We start from the raw sequence: 15,052 nt of genomic DNA on the forward strand, positions 1-15,052 counted from the left end.
GGGCCGCTGCTACCAAGGGATGGTGTCCCCATCTGTGCCGAGGAAACGGCCGTTGTCGGCGCTGGCCAGAGCGTCCACTTGGCGCAGGACTCCGGCGACCGCATCTTCCGGTGCCACCTCGGCCTCGCTGCCGCCCATTTCGGTGCGCACCCAGCCGGGGCTGAAGGCCGCCACCACGATGCCGCGATCGGCCAGGGCGAGGGCCAGCAGCGCGGTGGCCATGTTCAGCCCCGCCTTGCTGATGTTGTAGCTGGGCGTGCCGAAGCGTTCCGTCGAGGCGATCGAGCCCAGCCGCGATGACAGGTTGACCACCCGCGCGCCGTCCGCCAGCAGCGGCACCAGCGCCTGGGTCAGCAGGAACGGGCCGGCGGCGTTGGTGCGGAAGCTGTGGTCCAGGTGGTCCGCCCCGACGCTGCCGAAGCGCTCGCCCGAATGCAGTACACCGGCATTGTTGAGCAGCAGGTCCAGCCGGCCCGGCCTGTCATCGTCATGCCCACCCAGCACCATGGGCAGCTCGCGGACCAGTTCCGCGTGGGATTTCGGCTCGGCCATCTCCAGCGGCAGCACGTGCAGGCGGCCCGGGTATTCGCCGGCCAGCCGGTTCAGTGCCGTTGCTTTGCCGGGCTGGCGGCAGGTGGCCACCACCCGGTCGCCCCGGGCCAGCAGCTGGCGGGTGAACTCCAGTCCCAGGCCGCGGTTGGCGCCGGTCACGAGGGCTTGGCGGTTCGGCATGGCGTCGGCTCATCTGCAAAGATGCGGCTACGATAGCGCGCTATCACCCCTGTGCAATGCGAAGGATCTGCGATGACACCTGTACGCCCGACCACCCTGCGCCGCGGCCGCGCCGCGCTGTTTGCCCTGCCGCTGGCCGCTGCCCTGGCTGCTGCACTGCCCGCCCAGCCTGTTTACGCGCAGGATGCTTCGCAGGCCCCAGCGGTGGATATCGCCCATGACGGCTTCACCCTGCCCAACGGGCTGCGGGTGATCGTGCACACCGATCGCAAGGCGCCGATCGTGGCGGTCAACATCTGGTACCACGTGGGCAGCAAGGACGAGCCCAAGGGCCGCACCGGCTTCGCCCACCTGTTCGAGCACCTGATGTTCCAGAGCTCGGAGAACAACCCGGGTGAATACTTCACCCCGTTCGAGCAGGTCGGCGCCACCGACATGAACGGCACCACCAATACCGATCGCACCAACTATTTCCAGAACGTGCCGACCACCGCGCTGGACATGGCCTTGTGGATGGAGTCGGACCGCATGGGCCACCTGCTGGGCGCGGTCGACCAGGCGGCGCTGGATGAGCAGCGCGGCGTGGTGCAGAACGAGAAGCGCCAGCGCCAGAACCAGCCCTACGGGCAGGCCTGGGAAGTGATCGACCGGCAGATGTACCCGGACGGACATCCGTACCAGCACAGCGTGATCGGCTCGATGAACGATCTGGACGCGGCCACGCTGGAGGATGTGCACCAGTGGTTCCATGCCTGGTACGGCCCCAACAACGCGGTGCTGGTGCTGGCCGGCGATATCGACGTGGACACCGCGAAGGAAAAGGTGACGCGCTACTTCGGCCACATCCCGGCCGGGCCGGACATGGCCCAGCCCGAGGTCAACGTGGCCCAGCGCAACGAATCGACCCGCAGCATCTTCGAAGACAACGTGCCCCAGGCGCGCGTGTACCGGGTATGGAACGTGGCCCGGGGCGGCACCGCCGATATCGAGCACCTGCGGCTCATGGGCCAGGTGCTCGGTGGCAGCCGCTCCTCGCGCCTGGACCGCCGCCTGCTGCACCAGGACCGGCTGGTGGACAGCGTGTCGGTGTACGCCAGCGGCAGCCAGCTCGGCGGGCAGTTCATCATCCAGGCCAACGTGCGCAACGACGTGGAGCCGGAGCAGGTGGAAACGGCCATCGACGAAGAACTGCGCAGGCTGATCGATGAGGGCCCGACCGACACCGAGCTGGCCCAGGCCAGGACGGTGCTGCGCAGCGGCTTCGTGCGCGGCGTCGAGCGCATCGGCGGATTTGGCGGCAAGGCCGACGTGCTGGCGCGCTGCGCGGTGCTGGAAAGCGATCCGGAATGCTTCCGCACCTCGCAGCAGCGCATTGCCACCGCCACGGCCGATGACCTCAAGGCAGCAGGGGCCAAATGGCTGTCCGCCGGCGACCACGTGCTGGTGGTGGTGCCGGGCGACCGCACCATCCTTCCCGAAGACCCGGCGGTGACTCCCGCGCCGTTCGTCCTGCCCAAGCCGGATCCGCGCTACACCACGGTTGAGAGCACGGTGGACCGCAGCGTGGGTGTGCCGCAGACCGAAGATTTCCCGGACCTGCAGTTCCCCGAACTGCAGCGGGCGCAGCTGTCCAACGGCACCACGGTGATCCTGGCCGAGCGCCATGACGTGCCGGTGGTGCAGTTCAGCTATGAATTCGGTGGCGGCTACAGCGCCGACCAGGGCCGTCCAGCCGGCACCTCCAGCTTCACCATGGGCATGCTCGACGAGGGTGCCGGTGAACTGGATGCGCTGGCCTTCGCCGACCGCGCCGAGTCCCTGGGCGCCCGGCTGGTGGCCGGTGCGGGCCTGGATGGCAGCAACGCGTGGCTGTCCGCGCTGGGTGAAAACCTGAATGCCTCCCTGGCCCTGTATGCCGACATGATCCGCGCGCCGCGCTTTGACCGGGCCGAGATCGACCGGGTCCGCGCCAGCTGGATCGCCGGCATCCGCCAGGAGCAGGCCAGCCCGAACGGCGCCGCGCTGCGCGTGCTGCCGCCGCTGCTGTACGGCGAGGGCCATCCCTATGCCATCCCGCTCAGCGGCACCGGCACCGAGGCGTCCGTGACCTCGCTGACCCGCGATGACCTGGTGGGCTTCCACCGCGAATGGGTGCGTCCGGAACAGGCCACCCTGATCGTGGTGGGCGCGACGACCCTCGGTGAAGTGGTACCCCTGCTGGAGAAGCACTTCGGCGACTGGCGTGGTGAAGGTCCCGCCCCGGCGACACCGGCGGTCGGCAACGTGGAGCGTCCGCAGGCCGCGCGGGTGTACCTGATCGACCAGCCCGGCGCAGTGCAGGCCAACATCTTCGCCGGCCAGGTGGTGCCGCCCAGCACCGACGCCGGGGCAATCCGCCTGGAGATCGCCAATGCGGTCCTCGGCGGCGCTTTCTCCTCGCGGTTGAACATGAACCTGCGTGAGGACAAGGGCTGGTCCTATGGGGCCTACTCCATGACCGCCGGCGCGGTGGGGCCGCGGCCGTGGATGGCCTATTCGGCCGTGCAGATCGACCGGACCGTGGATTCACTGCGGGAGCTGCAGCGCGAAATCAGCGAGTACGCGGGCGGCGCCGCCCCGGCCACGGCGGATGAAGTCGAACTGGTGCAGGCGCAGAACATCCGTCGCCTGCCCGGCTCGTACGAGACCGCGCGCGCCGTGCTCAACGAGATCGGCGGGATGGTGCGCTTCGACCGCCCGGACGACTACGTGCTCCAGCGCCGCGCCGAGATCGAGGCCATGACCGCCGATCAGGTCACGGCTGCCGCGGCTGGCCTGGATCCAGCCGCCCTGACCTGGGTGGTGGTGGGCGACCTGTCGCAGATCGAACAGCCGATCCGCGAACTGGGTCTTGGCGAAGTCTCGGTGGTCGACGCCGACGGCAATCCCGTCACCGGCGACTGACCGCGGCCTGCTGCAGCGCCATCCCTTCCTGCTGAACGGGGGAGGGATGGCGGCTCCGCGGGCGGCGCGGAACGGTTGCCACCCGCGGTGCCAGCCAGCACTATCACCGGGTCCACAGACCGGTTGTTCCTGCAATGCGACAGTTCCTGCTGCTTCTCGTCCTCACCCCCGTCCTTGGCGCCTGCACCTGGGTGCACATGGCGCCCGGTGCCAGCGCGGTGCGGATTGCGCCCTCGGCGCCCACCGGCTGCCAGAAGCTGGGCGAGGTGGAGGTGTCGGTGAAGCACAGCATCGCCTTCATCGAGCGCAACCAGCTGCGCGTGCGCGACGAGCTGGAAACCCTGGCCCGCAACGAGGGCCCCGGCCTGGGCGCCAACACCATGCACGCGCTGACCGAGCCGCTCAACGGCACCCAGCGTTTCGCCGCCTGGCGCTGCGGCGGCTGACCTCCCGCCGCCCTCGTCAAATCCTGAACGCCGGGTCTGGCCAAAAATGCGCCGCCGGGTGGAAGCCGGTAACATGGACCCTCTTTTGTCTCCGTATCCGGTATCGCCATGCTGTTCCAACACGTCGCCATCGCCGGCCTCGCCCATATCGACGCGCCGCGCCGGCTCACGAGCGATGAAATCAACGCACGGCTGAAGCCAACGCTTGACCGCCTGGGCATCCGGATCGACGTGTTCGGCGACATCGCCGGCATCCACGCCCGGCGCCTGTGGGACGGCGACGTGCAGGCCTCCGACGCCGCCACGCTGGCGGGTATCAAGGCGCTGGCCGATGCCGGCATCGATCCCGACAAGGTCGGCCTGCTGATCAACACCTCGGTCAGCCGTGATTACCTCGAGCCGTCCACGGCCTCGATCGTCAGCGGCAACCTGGGCCTGCCCGATACCTGCCAGAACTTCGACGTCGCCAACGCCTGCCTGGCATTCATCAACGGCATGGACATCGCCGGCCGCATGATCGAGCGCGGCGAGATCGAATACGCCCTGGTGGTGGACGGAGAAACTGCGGATCTCGCCTACGAGAAGACGCTCGAGCGCATGTCCCGCGACGACGTCACCCAGCAGGATTTCCGCAACGAGATGGCCACCTTGACCCTGGGGTCCGGCGCCGCTGCCATGGTCCTGGCCCGTGCCGAACTGGTCCCGGGCGCGCCCCGCTACCGGGGCGGCGTGACCCGCGCGGCCACCGAGTGGAACAAGCTGTGCCGCGGCAACCTCGACGGCATGATCACCGACACCCGCCTGCTGCTGATCGAAGGCGTGAAGCTGGCGCAGAAGACCTTCCAGGTGGCCAGCCAGAAGCTGGGCTGGGTGGCGAGCGAGCTGGATGAGTTCGTCATCCACCAGGTCAGCAAGGCGCACACCAAGGCCTTCACCAAGGCCATGGGCATCGACCCGAAGAAGGTCATGACCATCTTCGGCGAGCACGGCAACATCGGTCCCGCCTCGGTGCCGATCGTGCTCAGCAAGCTGCGCGAGGAGGGCCGCCTGAAGAAGGGCAACCGCATCGCCCTGCTGGGCATCGGCTCGGGCCTGAACTGCTCGATGGCCGAGGTCGTCTGGTAAACCGATGGCTGCATGCAGTTTGAATCGTGGGGGCCGGCTTGTCCGGCCCTTGCTGCGTCTGGGAACACATGAAATGACATGCGTCGCCATGCTGGCGGGCCGCCGCTGAGCCATGGAATTCGGAGCGGACGTACTGGCATGGCTGGCGCTGGCGGCCTTCTTCGCCGGCACCATTGATGCCATGGCCGGAGGCGGCGGGCTGATCTCCATCCCGGCCCTGCTGGCCGCCGGGGTGCCGCCGGTGCAGGCGATCGCCACCAACAAGGTGCAGTCCAGCTTTGGCACTGGCAGCGCGGTGCTGACCTTCGCGCGCCAGGGGCGGATCGACTTCCGCCGCTTCCTGTGGCCCGCGGTGGCGGCGTTCGCCGGGTCGGTGGGCGGGGCGCTCACGCTGCAGGTGGTGGATCCCTCGTTCCTGATGGGTCTGGTGCCGGTGCTGCTGGTGGCCACGGCCGCCTACTTCCTGCTTGGTCCCAAGGCCAGCGAAACCGATACCCGCGCGCGCCTGGGCAACACCGCCCTGGTCACCATCGCCTTCGCGATTGGCTTTTACGACGGATTCTTCGGCCCCGGCACCGGTTCGTTCATGGCCACCGCGCTGGTGGCGCTGTTCGGCATGGGCCTGATCTCGGCCACCGCCCACACCAAGCTGCTCAACCTGGCCAGCAACCTTGCCGCCCTGATCACCCTGATGGTGGGCGGCTACGTGCTGTGGAAGGTGGGGCTGGTGATGGCCGTGGCCAGCGTCGCCGGCGGCCAGCTGGGTGCACGCCTTGCGCTGCGCGTGGGCGGCCGCGCGATCCGGCCGCTGCTGGTGGTGATGTCGCTGGCGCTGACCGCCAAGCTGCTGTCGGATCCGGCCAATCCGCTGGGAATGCTGCTTCGGGGTTGGCTGCCGGGTGGGTGAGGCGGTACGTGTATGGAAAACCAACCCGCGCATAGAGCCGCGCGACTTACCGGTTTTGCTCAGCACTCCGCCTGTAGTGGTTTCGAAGGCCGCAATGTCCCCTGTCGCGCCATGTAGCACAGAAGTGGTACATTTCCCGGGAGCTTACTCCCCGGAGGTAGTCATGAGCACCACCACCATCCGCCTGCCCGCAGAGCTGAAGGCCCGCGTGGCGGAGGCGGCGAAACAGGCGGGTACGACCTCGCACAATTTCATCCTGGAGGCGATCGCGGAGAAGACGGATCTCGCCGCCCGCCAGGCGGAATTCCATGCGGTGGCCGATCAGCGCTACGCCGAATTCATCGAGTCTGGAAAGAGCATTCCCTGGGGGGAAGCGCGCGCTTGGCTCAAGGGTCGTGTGGCAGGTCAGGCGGTGAAGCGGCCCCGAGCCGGAAAGCTGGATCCCTGAGGTGACGCGCGTCAGGTTGGCGTCGGGGGTGATCGATGATTTCAGCCGGATCCTGGAGCATCTGGAGCTTTACGAGGCGGAGGGCGCGGAAGATCGAACCGGCCAGATCATCAGCGCCTTCGACGTACTGGCCGACAACCCGCTCATCGGCCGGCCGGTCGGCGACGACATGCGCGAACTTCTGATCGGCCGGGGCGCGCACGGATACGTGGCGCTGTATCGCTACATATCGTTGATTGATACAGCGCTGATTTTGGCCATCCGGGCGCAGCGCGAAGCAGGCTACGCTCAGCGATGAGCCGGGGTACGGTGATCGCGACACTCTCCGACGACAACAAAGGTCGGCGACTTCCTGCGGATCCGCTATGGCGGTATCAGCGATGCGAAGCGAATGTTGGGCCGGTGGAAGAGATCCGCGAGGCGTTTGTGGGGAGCCAGGGCCACCTGTTCCGTTGAATCGGGCCCTGCGGCCTACAATTGGCCACCCTGTCCGTTCCAGCTGCCGCATGAACTTCCCCGACTACCCCGCTGTCCGCCACCGTTTCCAGGTCCGTCCCGGCATCGAGATGAGCTATCTCGACGAAGGCCCGCGCGACGGCGAGGTGGTGGTGATGGTCCACGGCAATCCGTCGTGGAGCTACTACTGGCGGCACCTGGTCAACGGGCTGAGCGACCCGGGTGCTGGTAAAGGCTACCGCTGCATCGTGCCCGACCACGTGGGTATGGGGCTGTCGGACAAGCCGGACGATGCGCCCAAGGCGCTGCCGCGCTACGACTACACCCTGCAGTCGCGCGTGGATGACCTGGGCGCGCTGCTGGAGCACCTGGGCATCGACGGGCCGGTGACCCTGGCGGTGCACGACTGGGGTGGGATGATCGGCTTCGGCTGGGCGCTGTCGCACCAGGTCCAGGTGCAGCGGCTGGTGATCCTCAATACGGCCGCGTTCCCGATGCCGGAGGCCAAGACCGTACCTTGGCAGCTGGCGCTCGGGCGGGATTACAACGTGGGCGAGATGGTGATCCGTGGCTTCAACGCGTTTTCCAGCGGCGCCTCCCGCCTGGGCGTGGAGCGGAAGATGCCGCCCGAAGTGCGTCGTGCCTACGTGGCGCCCTACGACAGCTGGAAGAACCGCATCTCCACCGTGCGCTTCATGCAGGACATCCCGCTGTCGCCCAAGGACAAGGCGTGGCCGCTGCTGGAGGAGTCCGGCAGGCGCCTGCACGAGTACGCGGGCCTGCCGGCCTTCATCGGCTGGGGGCTGAAGGACTTCGTGTTCGACCAGCCGTTCCTGGATCGCTTCAAGGCGGACCTGCCGGGGGCCGAAGTGATGGCCTTCGACGATGCCGGGCACTACGTGCTGGAGGACAAGCACGAGGTGCTGGTGCCGGCGATCCGCCGCTTCCTCGACGCGAACCCGCTGGCGGGCTGATCCCGAGGGTTGGGTAAGCTGTCGGGCACACCCGAGGAGCAGCCATGGCCAACGTAACCCGCGTGCGGGCGGAATCAACCGCAACCGACTACATCGTTGAACTGACCGATCCAGCCGGCCACCGCTGGCAAGCCGACGAGCCGGTATCGCTGGGCGGCGGGGATACCGCGCCGGATCCGATGCAGCTGGTGCTCTCTGCGCTGGGCGCCTGCACCGCGATCACCCTGAAGATGTACGCGGCGCGCAAACAGTGGCCGCTGGAGGACGTGGTGGTCGACTTGGAGCTCAACCCGGACGGCAAGCCGGAGGCCGGCAACGACATCCGCCGCCGGCTGACCGTAAAGGGCGATCTGGACGCGGCGCAGCGTGAGCGCCTGCTGCAGATTGCCAACGCCTGCCCGGTGCACAAGCTGCTGGTCGGCGAAATCCGTATCGACACCGCCCTGGACTCCACTCCGTCGTAGGAGCGCGCCACGCGCGCGAAGCCGCGTGAACCCGATCGGCCTCACGGGACTTCGGTCACCAGGCTGTCACCGACGCCTCGCGCGTGATGCAGTTTGACGGCGCGCCGGTTATCCGTCGACGCCGACCCTGCGCAGCAGCCCAGTCGTCACGCGGCTTCGCGCGCATGGCGCGCTCCTACAGGGCGCGGCCATTTGGCAGGGCCCCGGGCCGCGCGGCTCAGGCGGCGTCCAGGCCCTGCTGCCAGAAGGCGGATTCCAGGCGGGAGGCCTTGCGGAAGATCTGCACCAGTTCCGGATAGCGGTTGTCGCTGGCGTAGCGGCGGCCGAGGTCGTCCAGCCACTCGTGCGCGGCCGCGCCGGCCTGTTGGAATGCATCGCCGGAATACTCGGCGATCCAGTCGCGGTACGGATGGTTGGCGGGGATGGCGTTGATGCCGTCCGGCGTGAGCCGGCGGCCGATCTCGGCATATCCCAGGGTGCACGGGATCAGCGCTACCTGCAGGTCCAGCAGGTCGCCTGACATGCCCACATCCAGCACGAAGCGGGTGTAGGCCACGGTGGCCTGCTGCTCTTCGGTGGCCTCCACGTCGGCGGCCGACAGGCCCCAGCGCTCGCACACGCGCAGGTGCAGGCCCATCTCGTCCAGGATCGCCCCCAGGCCGCCGCGCGCGGCCTGCATGTCGGCAAGCGTGCGGCTCTTGTAGGCAGCCAGGGCGTGGGCGCGGGCGAACTGGATCAGGAACAGGTAGTCCTGCACCAGGTAATTGCGGAACGCCGCTTCCGGCAGGCTGCCATCGCCAAGGCCGCGGACGAAAGCGTGGTCAACGTAGTCGCTCCAGTCGGCGGCGGCGGTGGTCTTGAGGCGTTCAAACAGGGACATGGGGGGTGATGCTCCCGTGGCAAAAGGACGAGTAACGCAAACCGCATATGGTAAGCAATCCACCTCCGTCCCGTAGAAGCGCGCCACGCGCGCGAAGCCGCGTGACACATGGCCTGAAACGCACCTTGGGCAACCGCGTCGTGGCCGAAGTCTTGCGGTAACGATGGAATTCACGCGGCTTCGCGCGCATGGCGCGCTCCTACGCAGGGGATGGGCGAGAGCAGCGGTGATGGGCGGGAGCGGCGATAATCGGGGCATGAGTGATACATGCAACATTGCCGCCGCCCTGCCGCGGCTGGCCGCCGAAGCGCCCGAACGCATCGCCATGCGCTATCCCGGCCGCGATGGCGGATACGCCGACGCCCTGACCTACGGCGAACTCGACCGCCGCAGCGATGCCATTGCCGCCGGCCTGGCCAAGCGCGGCATTGTCCGCGGCAGCCGCACGGTGGTGATGGTGCGGCCCACGCCCGAGTTCTTCCTGCTGATGTTCGCCCTGTTCAAGGCCGGCGCGGTGCCGGTGCTGGTGGATCCGGGCATCGACAAGCGCGCGCTGAAGCAGTGCCTGGACGAAGCCGAGCCGCATGCCTTCATCGGCATTCCCCTGGCGATGTTCGCGCGCACCCTGCTGGGCTGGGCGAAGAAAACCACGCGCGTGCGTATCACCACAGGCCGGCGCGCCTGGCTGGCCGATGCCACGCTGGCCCAGGTGGAGCAGGAAGGCGCCGATGCCGGTCCGCAGCTCACCGATACGGCGCCCGACGACATGGCCGGCATCCTGTTCACCAGCGGTTCGACCGGCGTGCCCAAGGGCGTGGTGTACCGCCACCGGCATTTCATGGCCCAGATCGACATGCTGGGCGGCGCCTTCGACATCGAGGCCGGTGGCGTGGACATGCCCACATTCCCGCCGTTCGCCCTGTTCGACCCCGCGCTCGGCCTGACCTCGATCATCCCCGACATGGATCCAACGCGCCCGGCCCAGGCCAGCCCGGTGAAGCTGCATGCCACCATCGAGCGCTTCGGCGTCGACCAGCTGTTCGGCTCGCCCGCGCTGATGCGGGTGCTGGCCGAATACGGCAAGCCGCTGCCCTCGCTCAGGCGGGTGACCTCGGCCGGTGCGCCGGTACCGGCCGAGGTGGTTGCGCGCATGCACGAACTGCTGCCCGAAGACGCCGGCTTCTGGACGCCCTACGGCGCCACCGAATGCTTGCCGGTCTCGGTCATTGAAGGAAGAGAATTGATCGCGCTGCGCGGGCGCACCCGGCATGGCGCCGGCACCTGCGTGGGTCGCCCGGTGCCGCCGAACGAGGTGCGCATCATCCGTGTACGCGATGACGCGATCCCGGAATGGTCCGAGGATCTGGTGGTCCAAGGTGACCTGATCGGCGAAATCACCGTGGCCGGTCCGACCGCCACCGACACCTACTGGAACCGCGACGAACAGACCCGTTTGGCCAAGGTCCGTGAGGTGCTGCCGGATGGCACCGAGCGCATCGTCCACCGCATGGGCGACCTGGGCTATTTCGACGCCGAGGGCCGGCTGTGGTTTTGCGGGCGCAAATCGCACCGGGTGATCACTCCCGGGGGGGGCACGCTGTGCACCGAGCAGGTGGAGCCTGTATTTGACGCCCATCCCGACGTGCGTCGCACTGCCCTGGTTGGCGTGGGCGACCGGCAGGCGCAACGGCCGGTGCTGTGCGTGGAGCTGCATCCCGGCGTGGGCATGGGCGAGCAGGCGCGGGTCGTTTCCGAACTTCGCCACCTCGGCAAAGGGTTCGTGCACACCGCAAGCGTGCAGACTTTCCTGTTCCACCCGGGCTTTCCGGTCGATATCCGCCACAACGCCAAGATCGGCCGCGAAAAGCTCGCCGCCTGGGCCGGAATGCGCCTGCGCCGGGCGCCCGAAGGCGATGGCGTGCGCAAAAAGGGGGCACGATGAAAATTCTGGTCACCGGCGGCGGCGGCTTCCTCGGCCAGGCGCTGTGTCGCGGGCTGGTCGAACAGGGGCATGAGGTCACCAGCTTCAACCGTGGCCACTACCCGGAGCTGGATGCGCTGGGCGTGGGCCAGGTGCGCGGCGACCTCGCCGACCGCGAGGCGGTGCTGGGCGCGGCCCGGGGCATGGAAGCGATCTTCCACAACGCGGCCAAGGCCGGGGCGTGGGGTAGCTACGACAGCTACCACCAGGCCAACGTGGTCGGCACGCAGAACGTGCTGGATGCCTGCCGTGCGCACGGCATCGGGCGCCTGGTCTACACCTCCACCCCCAGCGTCACCCACCGCAAGACCCATCCGGTGGAGGGCGGAACCGCGGACACGGTGCCCTACGGCAGCGGCTTCAAGGCGCCCTATGCCACCACCAAGACCATAGCCGAGAAGGCCGTGCTGGCAGCCAACGGGCCGGAACTGGCCACCGTGGCGCTGCGCCCGCGATTGATCTGGGGGCCGGGTGACAACCAGCTGCTCCCGCGGCTGGTGGAGCGGGCGAACGCGGGGCGGCTGCGCTTCGTCGGCGACGGCGAAAACCGCATCGATACCACCTACATCGACAACGCCGCAGACGCGCATTTCAAGGCGTTCGAGCACCTGGCGCCCGGCGCTGCCTGCGCCGGCAAGGCGTACTTCATCAGCAACGGCGAGCCCAGGCCGGTACGCGAGATCCTCAATGGCCTGCTGGCCGCGGCCGGCGCGCCGCCGGTCGAAAAGACCGTGCCGTTCCGGGTCGCCTATGCAATCGGTGCGGTCAGCGAAGGTCTGTGGCCGCTGCTGCGCCTGCCGGGTGAGCCGCCGCTGACCCGTTTCCTGGCCGAACAGCTCAGCACCACCCACTGGTATGACATGGCGCCGGCCACGCGTGACTTCGGCTATGTGCCGAGCGTCTCCATCGCCGAAGGGCTTGAGCGCCTGGCCCGGGCGTGGCGGCAAGGCTGATCTTCACGGCAGCCCGACAACGCTGAACCTATCCCCAGCAGGGCGGATTTCATCACCAGCTGAATACTTCACCCCCGGCAAGATCGAAACCGTATCCCACACGCCCGAAGGGGAAGGTCGACACCATGCTTAACTATGCCGTGCTGTTTTTTGTTCTCGCCATCATCGCTGCGGTGCTCGGACTGACAGGCATTGCAGGCGCGCTGGGCAATGTTGCCTGGATCCTGTTCGTTGTGTTCCTGATCATCGCGGTGATCTCGCTCATCCGGGGCCGCGGTCCCAGAGTCTGATCACCTGCTGGGCGGACCCGGGTCCGTCCAGCAGAGCCGAGGTTGAAAGCCCGCTCAAGGCCCGCCGGAGACGGCGGGCTTTTTCATGCCTGCAGCAAGGCAACGCACGCCCGCGCCACGGCTACAATGCCGCCATGGTCGACCAATCCCGTTCCCCCCTGTCTTCGCTCAAGCCGCTGGCCGGGCGCGCCCTGGAGCGAGCGCTTGAGCGCGCCCTGGCGCTGGATCCCGACACCCGGGACGCCCTGGGTCCGCTGCAGGGACGCCGTCTGGTGCTGCGGCTGGCTTCGCCGCCGCTGGCACTGCAGCTGACCGTCCAGGACCGTTCGCTGAAAGTGGGCCCGGTGGAAGAGGACCAGGAGCCGGACCTTGCCGTGCGCAGCACCCTTGCCGGGCTGCTGTCGCAGCTGCCCGGCCTGCGTCCGGGCGATGGCGCGCCGGTGGGGCGGATGCGGATCGAGGGTGACGCCGAGCTGGCGCGACGGGTGCAGGCGCTGGCCCGCGGCTTCGACCCGGACTGGGAGGCGCCGTTCGCCGAGGTGTTTGGCGATGTCATCGGCGTGCAGATCGCCCAGGGCCTGGCCGGTGCGTTGCGCCAGGCGAAGGTGACCGGCCAGGCACTCGCCCGCAGCGCCGCCGAGTACGTGACCGAGGAATCCCGTGACGTAGTGGCCCGCGCCGAGCTGGAAGCATTCCATGAAGACGTCGACGTGCTGCGCGACGACGTGGAACGGCTGGACGCGCGCATCCGCCGACTGCGCAGCGCAGCAGGCGCCAAGGCATGAGTGCATTGCTGCGGGCCTCGCGCATCGGCCGCGTGCTGCTGCGTTACCGGCTGGATTCGCTGCTGGAAGGCAGCCCGGCCGAGCGCTGGCTGAAACTGATGCGCCCGTTCGTGCCGCGGGCCTCGGCCGAAGTGCAGGCCATGCCGCGCGGCGCCCGCCTGCGCCTGGCCCTGCAGGAGTTGGGCCCGCTGTTCGTGAAGTTCGGCCAGATCCTCTCCACCCGCCGCGACGTGGTGCCGCCCGATATCGCCGAAGAGCTGGCCCTGCTGCAGGACCAGGTGGCGCCGTTCGATGGCGACACCGCGCGCGCGCTGGTGGAACAGGCGCTGGAGCGGAAGATCGACGAGGCCTTCGCCAGCTTCGACATCGAACCGCTGGCGTCGGCCTCCATTGCCCAGGTGCATGCGGCCACGCTGCCGGGTGAAGACGGTGCTGCCCCGCGCGAGGTGGTGGTGAAAGTGCTGCGGCCGGGCATCGAACAGCAGGTGGCTGCCGACATCGCCCTGCTCAACAGCATCGCCGCGTTGGTCGAGCGCACCCATCCGCGCGCCCACCGCCTGCGCCCGCGCGAGATCGTGGCCGAGATCGAGAACACCCTGGCCGCCGAGCTGGACCTGCAGCGCGAGGGCGCCAACGCCTCGGTGCTGCGGCGCAACTGGCTGGGCTCCGATGACCTCTACGTGCCCGAGCCACTGTGGTCGCACACCGCCGAGCGGGTGCTGACGCTGGAGCGGGTGCGCGGCATTCCCAGTGACGATGTGGCCGCGCTGGATGCGGCCGGCATCGACCGCCGTGCGCTGGCGGCCAAGGGCGTGCGGGTGTTCTACACCCAGGTGTTCCGCGACAATTTCTTTCACGCCGATGCGCACGCCGGCAACATCTGGGTGGACGAGACGCGCAAGGACAATCCGCGTTTCATCGCCCTTGATTTCGGGATCATGGGCCAGCTCTCCAGCGAGGATCAGTACTACCTGGCCGAGAACTTCATGGCCATCTTCAACCGCGACTACCGGCGCATCGCCGAACTGCATCTGCAGGCAGGCTGGATGCCGGCCAACGTGCGCCTGGACGAGCTGGAAGCCGCGGTCCGCGGCGTGTGCGAGCCGTATTTCACCCGGCCGCTGGCGGAGATCTCGCTGGCCGAGGTACTGGGCAAGCTGTTCCGCACCGCGCAGAAATACGAGCTGACCCTGCAGCCGCAGCTGATCCTGCTGCAGAAGACGCTGCTGAGCATCGAGGGCCTGGGCCGGCTGCTGGATCCGAAGATCGATATCTGGGCCGTCGCCCGCCCCGTGCTGGAACGGATCCTGGCCGAGCGATACAGCCCGCGCCGGCTGGCCCGCGAGTTTCGCCGGCGCCTGCCCGAGCTGGTGACGAAGACCCCGGAGATGCCGCGCCTGGTGCACGCCTGGCTGGAGCAGCAGGTGACGGGCCGGCACGAGCTGCAGATGCGCTCGAACGACCTGGTGGCACTGACCGGCGAGATCCGCGCGCTGCAGCGGCGCGCGGTGTCGGCAATCGCCGGGGCAGGGTTGCTGGTGACGGCCGCGGTCCTTTATGGCTTTGAAGCCGGAGGACCGGCGGTAGCCGGCGTGTCCGTGGCTGCCTGGGCGGCCGGGCTGGGCGGGGTGGCCGCGCTGATGGCCGCTTGGCGGCGCGGTTGAACTC

At 68.4% G+C, this 15,052-nt stretch carries 15 protein-coding genes; 13 read left to right on the forward strand and 2 right to left on the reverse strand.

What is annotated here, in order from left to right; translation table 11 throughout:
- Positions 1–9 precede the first annotated feature (9 nt).
- Positions 10–732 (reverse strand): SDR family oxidoreductase, encoded by a 723-nt coding sequence (locus tag ACW7G3_RS05220; RefSeq protein WP_456981507.1) that lies wholly within the window; start codon positions 730–732, stop codon positions 10–12.
- A 72-nt stretch (positions 733–804) separates the two neighbouring features.
- Here ACW7G3_RS05220 and ACW7G3_RS05225 point away from each other — a divergent pair, with 72 nt between their 5' ends.
- The 8 genes from ACW7G3_RS05225 (at position 805) to ACW7G3_RS05260 (ending at position 8,495) form a co-directional block, all read left to right on the forward strand.
- Positions 805–3,675 carry a M16 family metallopeptidase gene (locus ACW7G3_RS05225; RefSeq protein ID WP_456981509.1) on the forward strand — a complete coding sequence of 957 codons (2,871 nt, stop codon included), beginning with the start codon at positions 805–807 and terminating at the stop codon, positions 3,673–3,675.
- Between the two features lie 134 nt (positions 3,676–3,809).
- Entirely contained in the window at positions 3,810–4,121 is a 312-nt protein-coding gene (locus ACW7G3_RS05230) for a DUF4156 domain-containing protein (protein WP_456974403.1), read from the forward strand.
- Positions 4,122–4,229: 108 nt separating this feature from the next.
- A complete protein-coding gene (locus tag ACW7G3_RS05235) occupies positions 4,230–5,246 on the forward strand; it encodes a 3-oxoacyl-ACP synthase III (protein ID WP_456974405.1) in 1,017 nt (338 codons plus the stop codon).
- Positions 5,247–5,358: 112 nt separating this feature from the next.
- The gene (locus ACW7G3_RS05240) at positions 5,359–6,153 is read left to right on the forward strand and encodes a TSUP family transporter (protein WP_456974407.1); all 795 of its coding nucleotides are present in this window, start codon (positions 5,359–5,361) and stop codon (positions 6,151–6,153) included.
- 163 nt (positions 6,154–6,316) lie between these two features.
- Complete coding sequence (locus tag ACW7G3_RS05245; protein ID WP_456974409.1) at positions 6,317–6,601, forward strand: ribbon-helix-helix protein, CopG family; 285 nt, start codon at positions 6,317–6,319, stop codon at positions 6,599–6,601.
- Position 6,602: 1 nt separating this feature from the next.
- The gene (locus tag ACW7G3_RS05250) at positions 6,603–6,899 is read left to right on the forward strand and encodes a type II toxin-antitoxin system RelE/ParE family toxin (RefSeq protein WP_456981511.1); all 297 of its coding nucleotides are present in this window, start codon (positions 6,603–6,605) and stop codon (positions 6,897–6,899) included.
- A 208-nt stretch (positions 6,900–7,107) separates the two neighbouring features.
- Positions 7,108–8,031, forward strand: a complete 924-nt coding sequence (locus tag ACW7G3_RS05255; protein ID WP_456981513.1) for an alpha/beta fold hydrolase — start codon at positions 7,108–7,110, stop codon at positions 8,029–8,031.
- Between the two features lie 44 nt (positions 8,032–8,075).
- Entirely contained in the window at positions 8,076–8,495 is a 420-nt protein-coding gene (locus ACW7G3_RS05260) for an OsmC family protein (RefSeq protein ID WP_456981514.1), read from the forward strand.
- Positions 8,496–8,712: 217 nt separating this feature from the next.
- Here the strand turns inward: ACW7G3_RS05260 and ACW7G3_RS05265 are convergent, their stop codons facing one another.
- Positions 8,713–9,375: a TenA family protein gene (locus ACW7G3_RS05265; protein ID WP_456981516.1), complete on the reverse strand. Its 663-nt coding sequence runs from the start codon at positions 9,373–9,375 to the stop codon at positions 8,713–8,715.
- A 256-nt stretch (positions 9,376–9,631) separates the two neighbouring features.
- Between ACW7G3_RS05265 and oleC the strand changes: the two genes are divergently transcribed.
- The 5 genes from oleC (at position 9,632) to ubiB (ending at position 15,048) form a co-directional block, all read left to right on the forward strand.
- Positions 9,632–11,317, forward strand: a complete 1,686-nt coding sequence (gene oleC / locus ACW7G3_RS05270) for an olefin beta-lactone synthetase (protein WP_456981518.1) — start codon at positions 9,632–9,634, stop codon at positions 11,315–11,317.
- Positions 11,314–12,309 (forward strand): 2-alkyl-3-oxoalkanoate reductase, encoded by a 996-nt coding sequence (gene oleD / locus ACW7G3_RS05275; protein ID WP_456981520.1) that lies wholly within the window; start codon positions 11,314–11,316, stop codon positions 12,307–12,309. Before oleC ends, oleD begins: the two co-directional genes overlap by 4 nt.
- Before the next feature lie 125 nt (positions 12,310–12,434).
- Positions 12,435–12,599 (forward strand): DUF1328 domain-containing protein, encoded by a 165-nt coding sequence (locus tag ACW7G3_RS05280; protein ID WP_456974423.1) that lies wholly within the window; start codon positions 12,435–12,437, stop codon positions 12,597–12,599.
- A gap of 134 nt (positions 12,600–12,733) precedes the next feature.
- Positions 12,734–13,384: a ubiquinone biosynthesis accessory factor UbiJ gene (locus ACW7G3_RS05285; protein WP_456981522.1), complete on the forward strand. Its 651-nt coding sequence runs from the start codon at positions 12,734–12,736 to the stop codon at positions 13,382–13,384.
- A complete protein-coding gene (ubiB, locus tag ACW7G3_RS05290; RefSeq protein ID WP_456981524.1) occupies positions 13,381–15,048 on the forward strand; it encodes a ubiquinone biosynthesis regulatory protein kinase UbiB in 1,668 nt (555 codons plus the stop codon). Before ACW7G3_RS05285 ends, ubiB begins: the two co-directional genes overlap by 4 nt.
- The last annotated feature ends 4 nt before the right edge of the window (positions 15,049–15,052 follow it).

Source organism: Luteimonas sp. A478 (genome assembly GCF_054052025.1).

Bases quoted from the DNA above. Each gene is read 5' to 3' on its own strand.
- ACW7G3_RS05260 (WP_456981514.1), top strand. From the start codon at position 8,076: ATGGCCAACGTAACCCGCGTGCGGGCGGAATCAACCGCAACCGACTAC.
- ACW7G3_RS05220 (WP_456981507.1), bottom strand. From the start codon at position 732: ATGCCGAACCGCCAAGCCCTCGTGACCGGCGCCAACCGCGGCCTGGGA.
- ACW7G3_RS05280 (WP_456974423.1), top strand. From the start codon at position 12,435: ATGCTTAACTATGCCGTGCTGTTTTTTGTTCTCGCCATCATCGCTGCG.
- oleC (WP_456981518.1), top strand. From the start codon at position 9,632: ATGAGTGATACATGCAACATTGCCGCCGCCCTGCCGCGGCTGGCCGCC.
- ACW7G3_RS05285 (WP_456981522.1), top strand. From the start codon at position 12,734: ATGGTCGACCAATCCCGTTCCCCCCTGTCTTCGCTCAAGCCGCTGGCC.
- oleD (WP_456981520.1), top strand. From the start codon at position 11,314: ATGAAAATTCTGGTCACCGGCGGCGGCGGCTTCCTCGGCCAGGCGCTG.
- ACW7G3_RS05255 (WP_456981513.1), top strand. From the start codon at position 7,108: ATGAACTTCCCCGACTACCCCGCTGTCCGCCACCGTTTCCAGGTCCGT.
- ubiB (WP_456981524.1), top strand. From the start codon at position 13,381: ATGAGTGCATTGCTGCGGGCCTCGCGCATCGGCCGCGTGCTGCTGCGT.
- ACW7G3_RS05230 (WP_456974403.1), top strand. From the start codon at position 3,810: ATGCGACAGTTCCTGCTGCTTCTCGTCCTCACCCCCGTCCTTGGCGCC.
- ACW7G3_RS05240 (WP_456974407.1), top strand. From the start codon at position 5,359: ATGGAATTCGGAGCGGACGTACTGGCATGGCTGGCGCTGGCGGCCTTC.
- ACW7G3_RS05245 (WP_456974409.1), top strand. From the start codon at position 6,317: ATGAGCACCACCACCATCCGCCTGCCCGCAGAGCTGAAGGCCCGCGTG.
- ACW7G3_RS05265 (WP_456981516.1), bottom strand. From the start codon at position 9,375: ATGTCCCTGTTTGAACGCCTCAAGACCACCGCCGCCGCCGACTGGAGC.
- ACW7G3_RS05235 (WP_456974405.1), top strand. From the start codon at position 4,230: ATGCTGTTCCAACACGTCGCCATCGCCGGCCTCGCCCATATCGACGCG.
- ACW7G3_RS05225 (WP_456981509.1), top strand. From the start codon at position 805: ATGACACCTGTACGCCCGACCACCCTGCGCCGCGGCCGCGCCGCGCTG.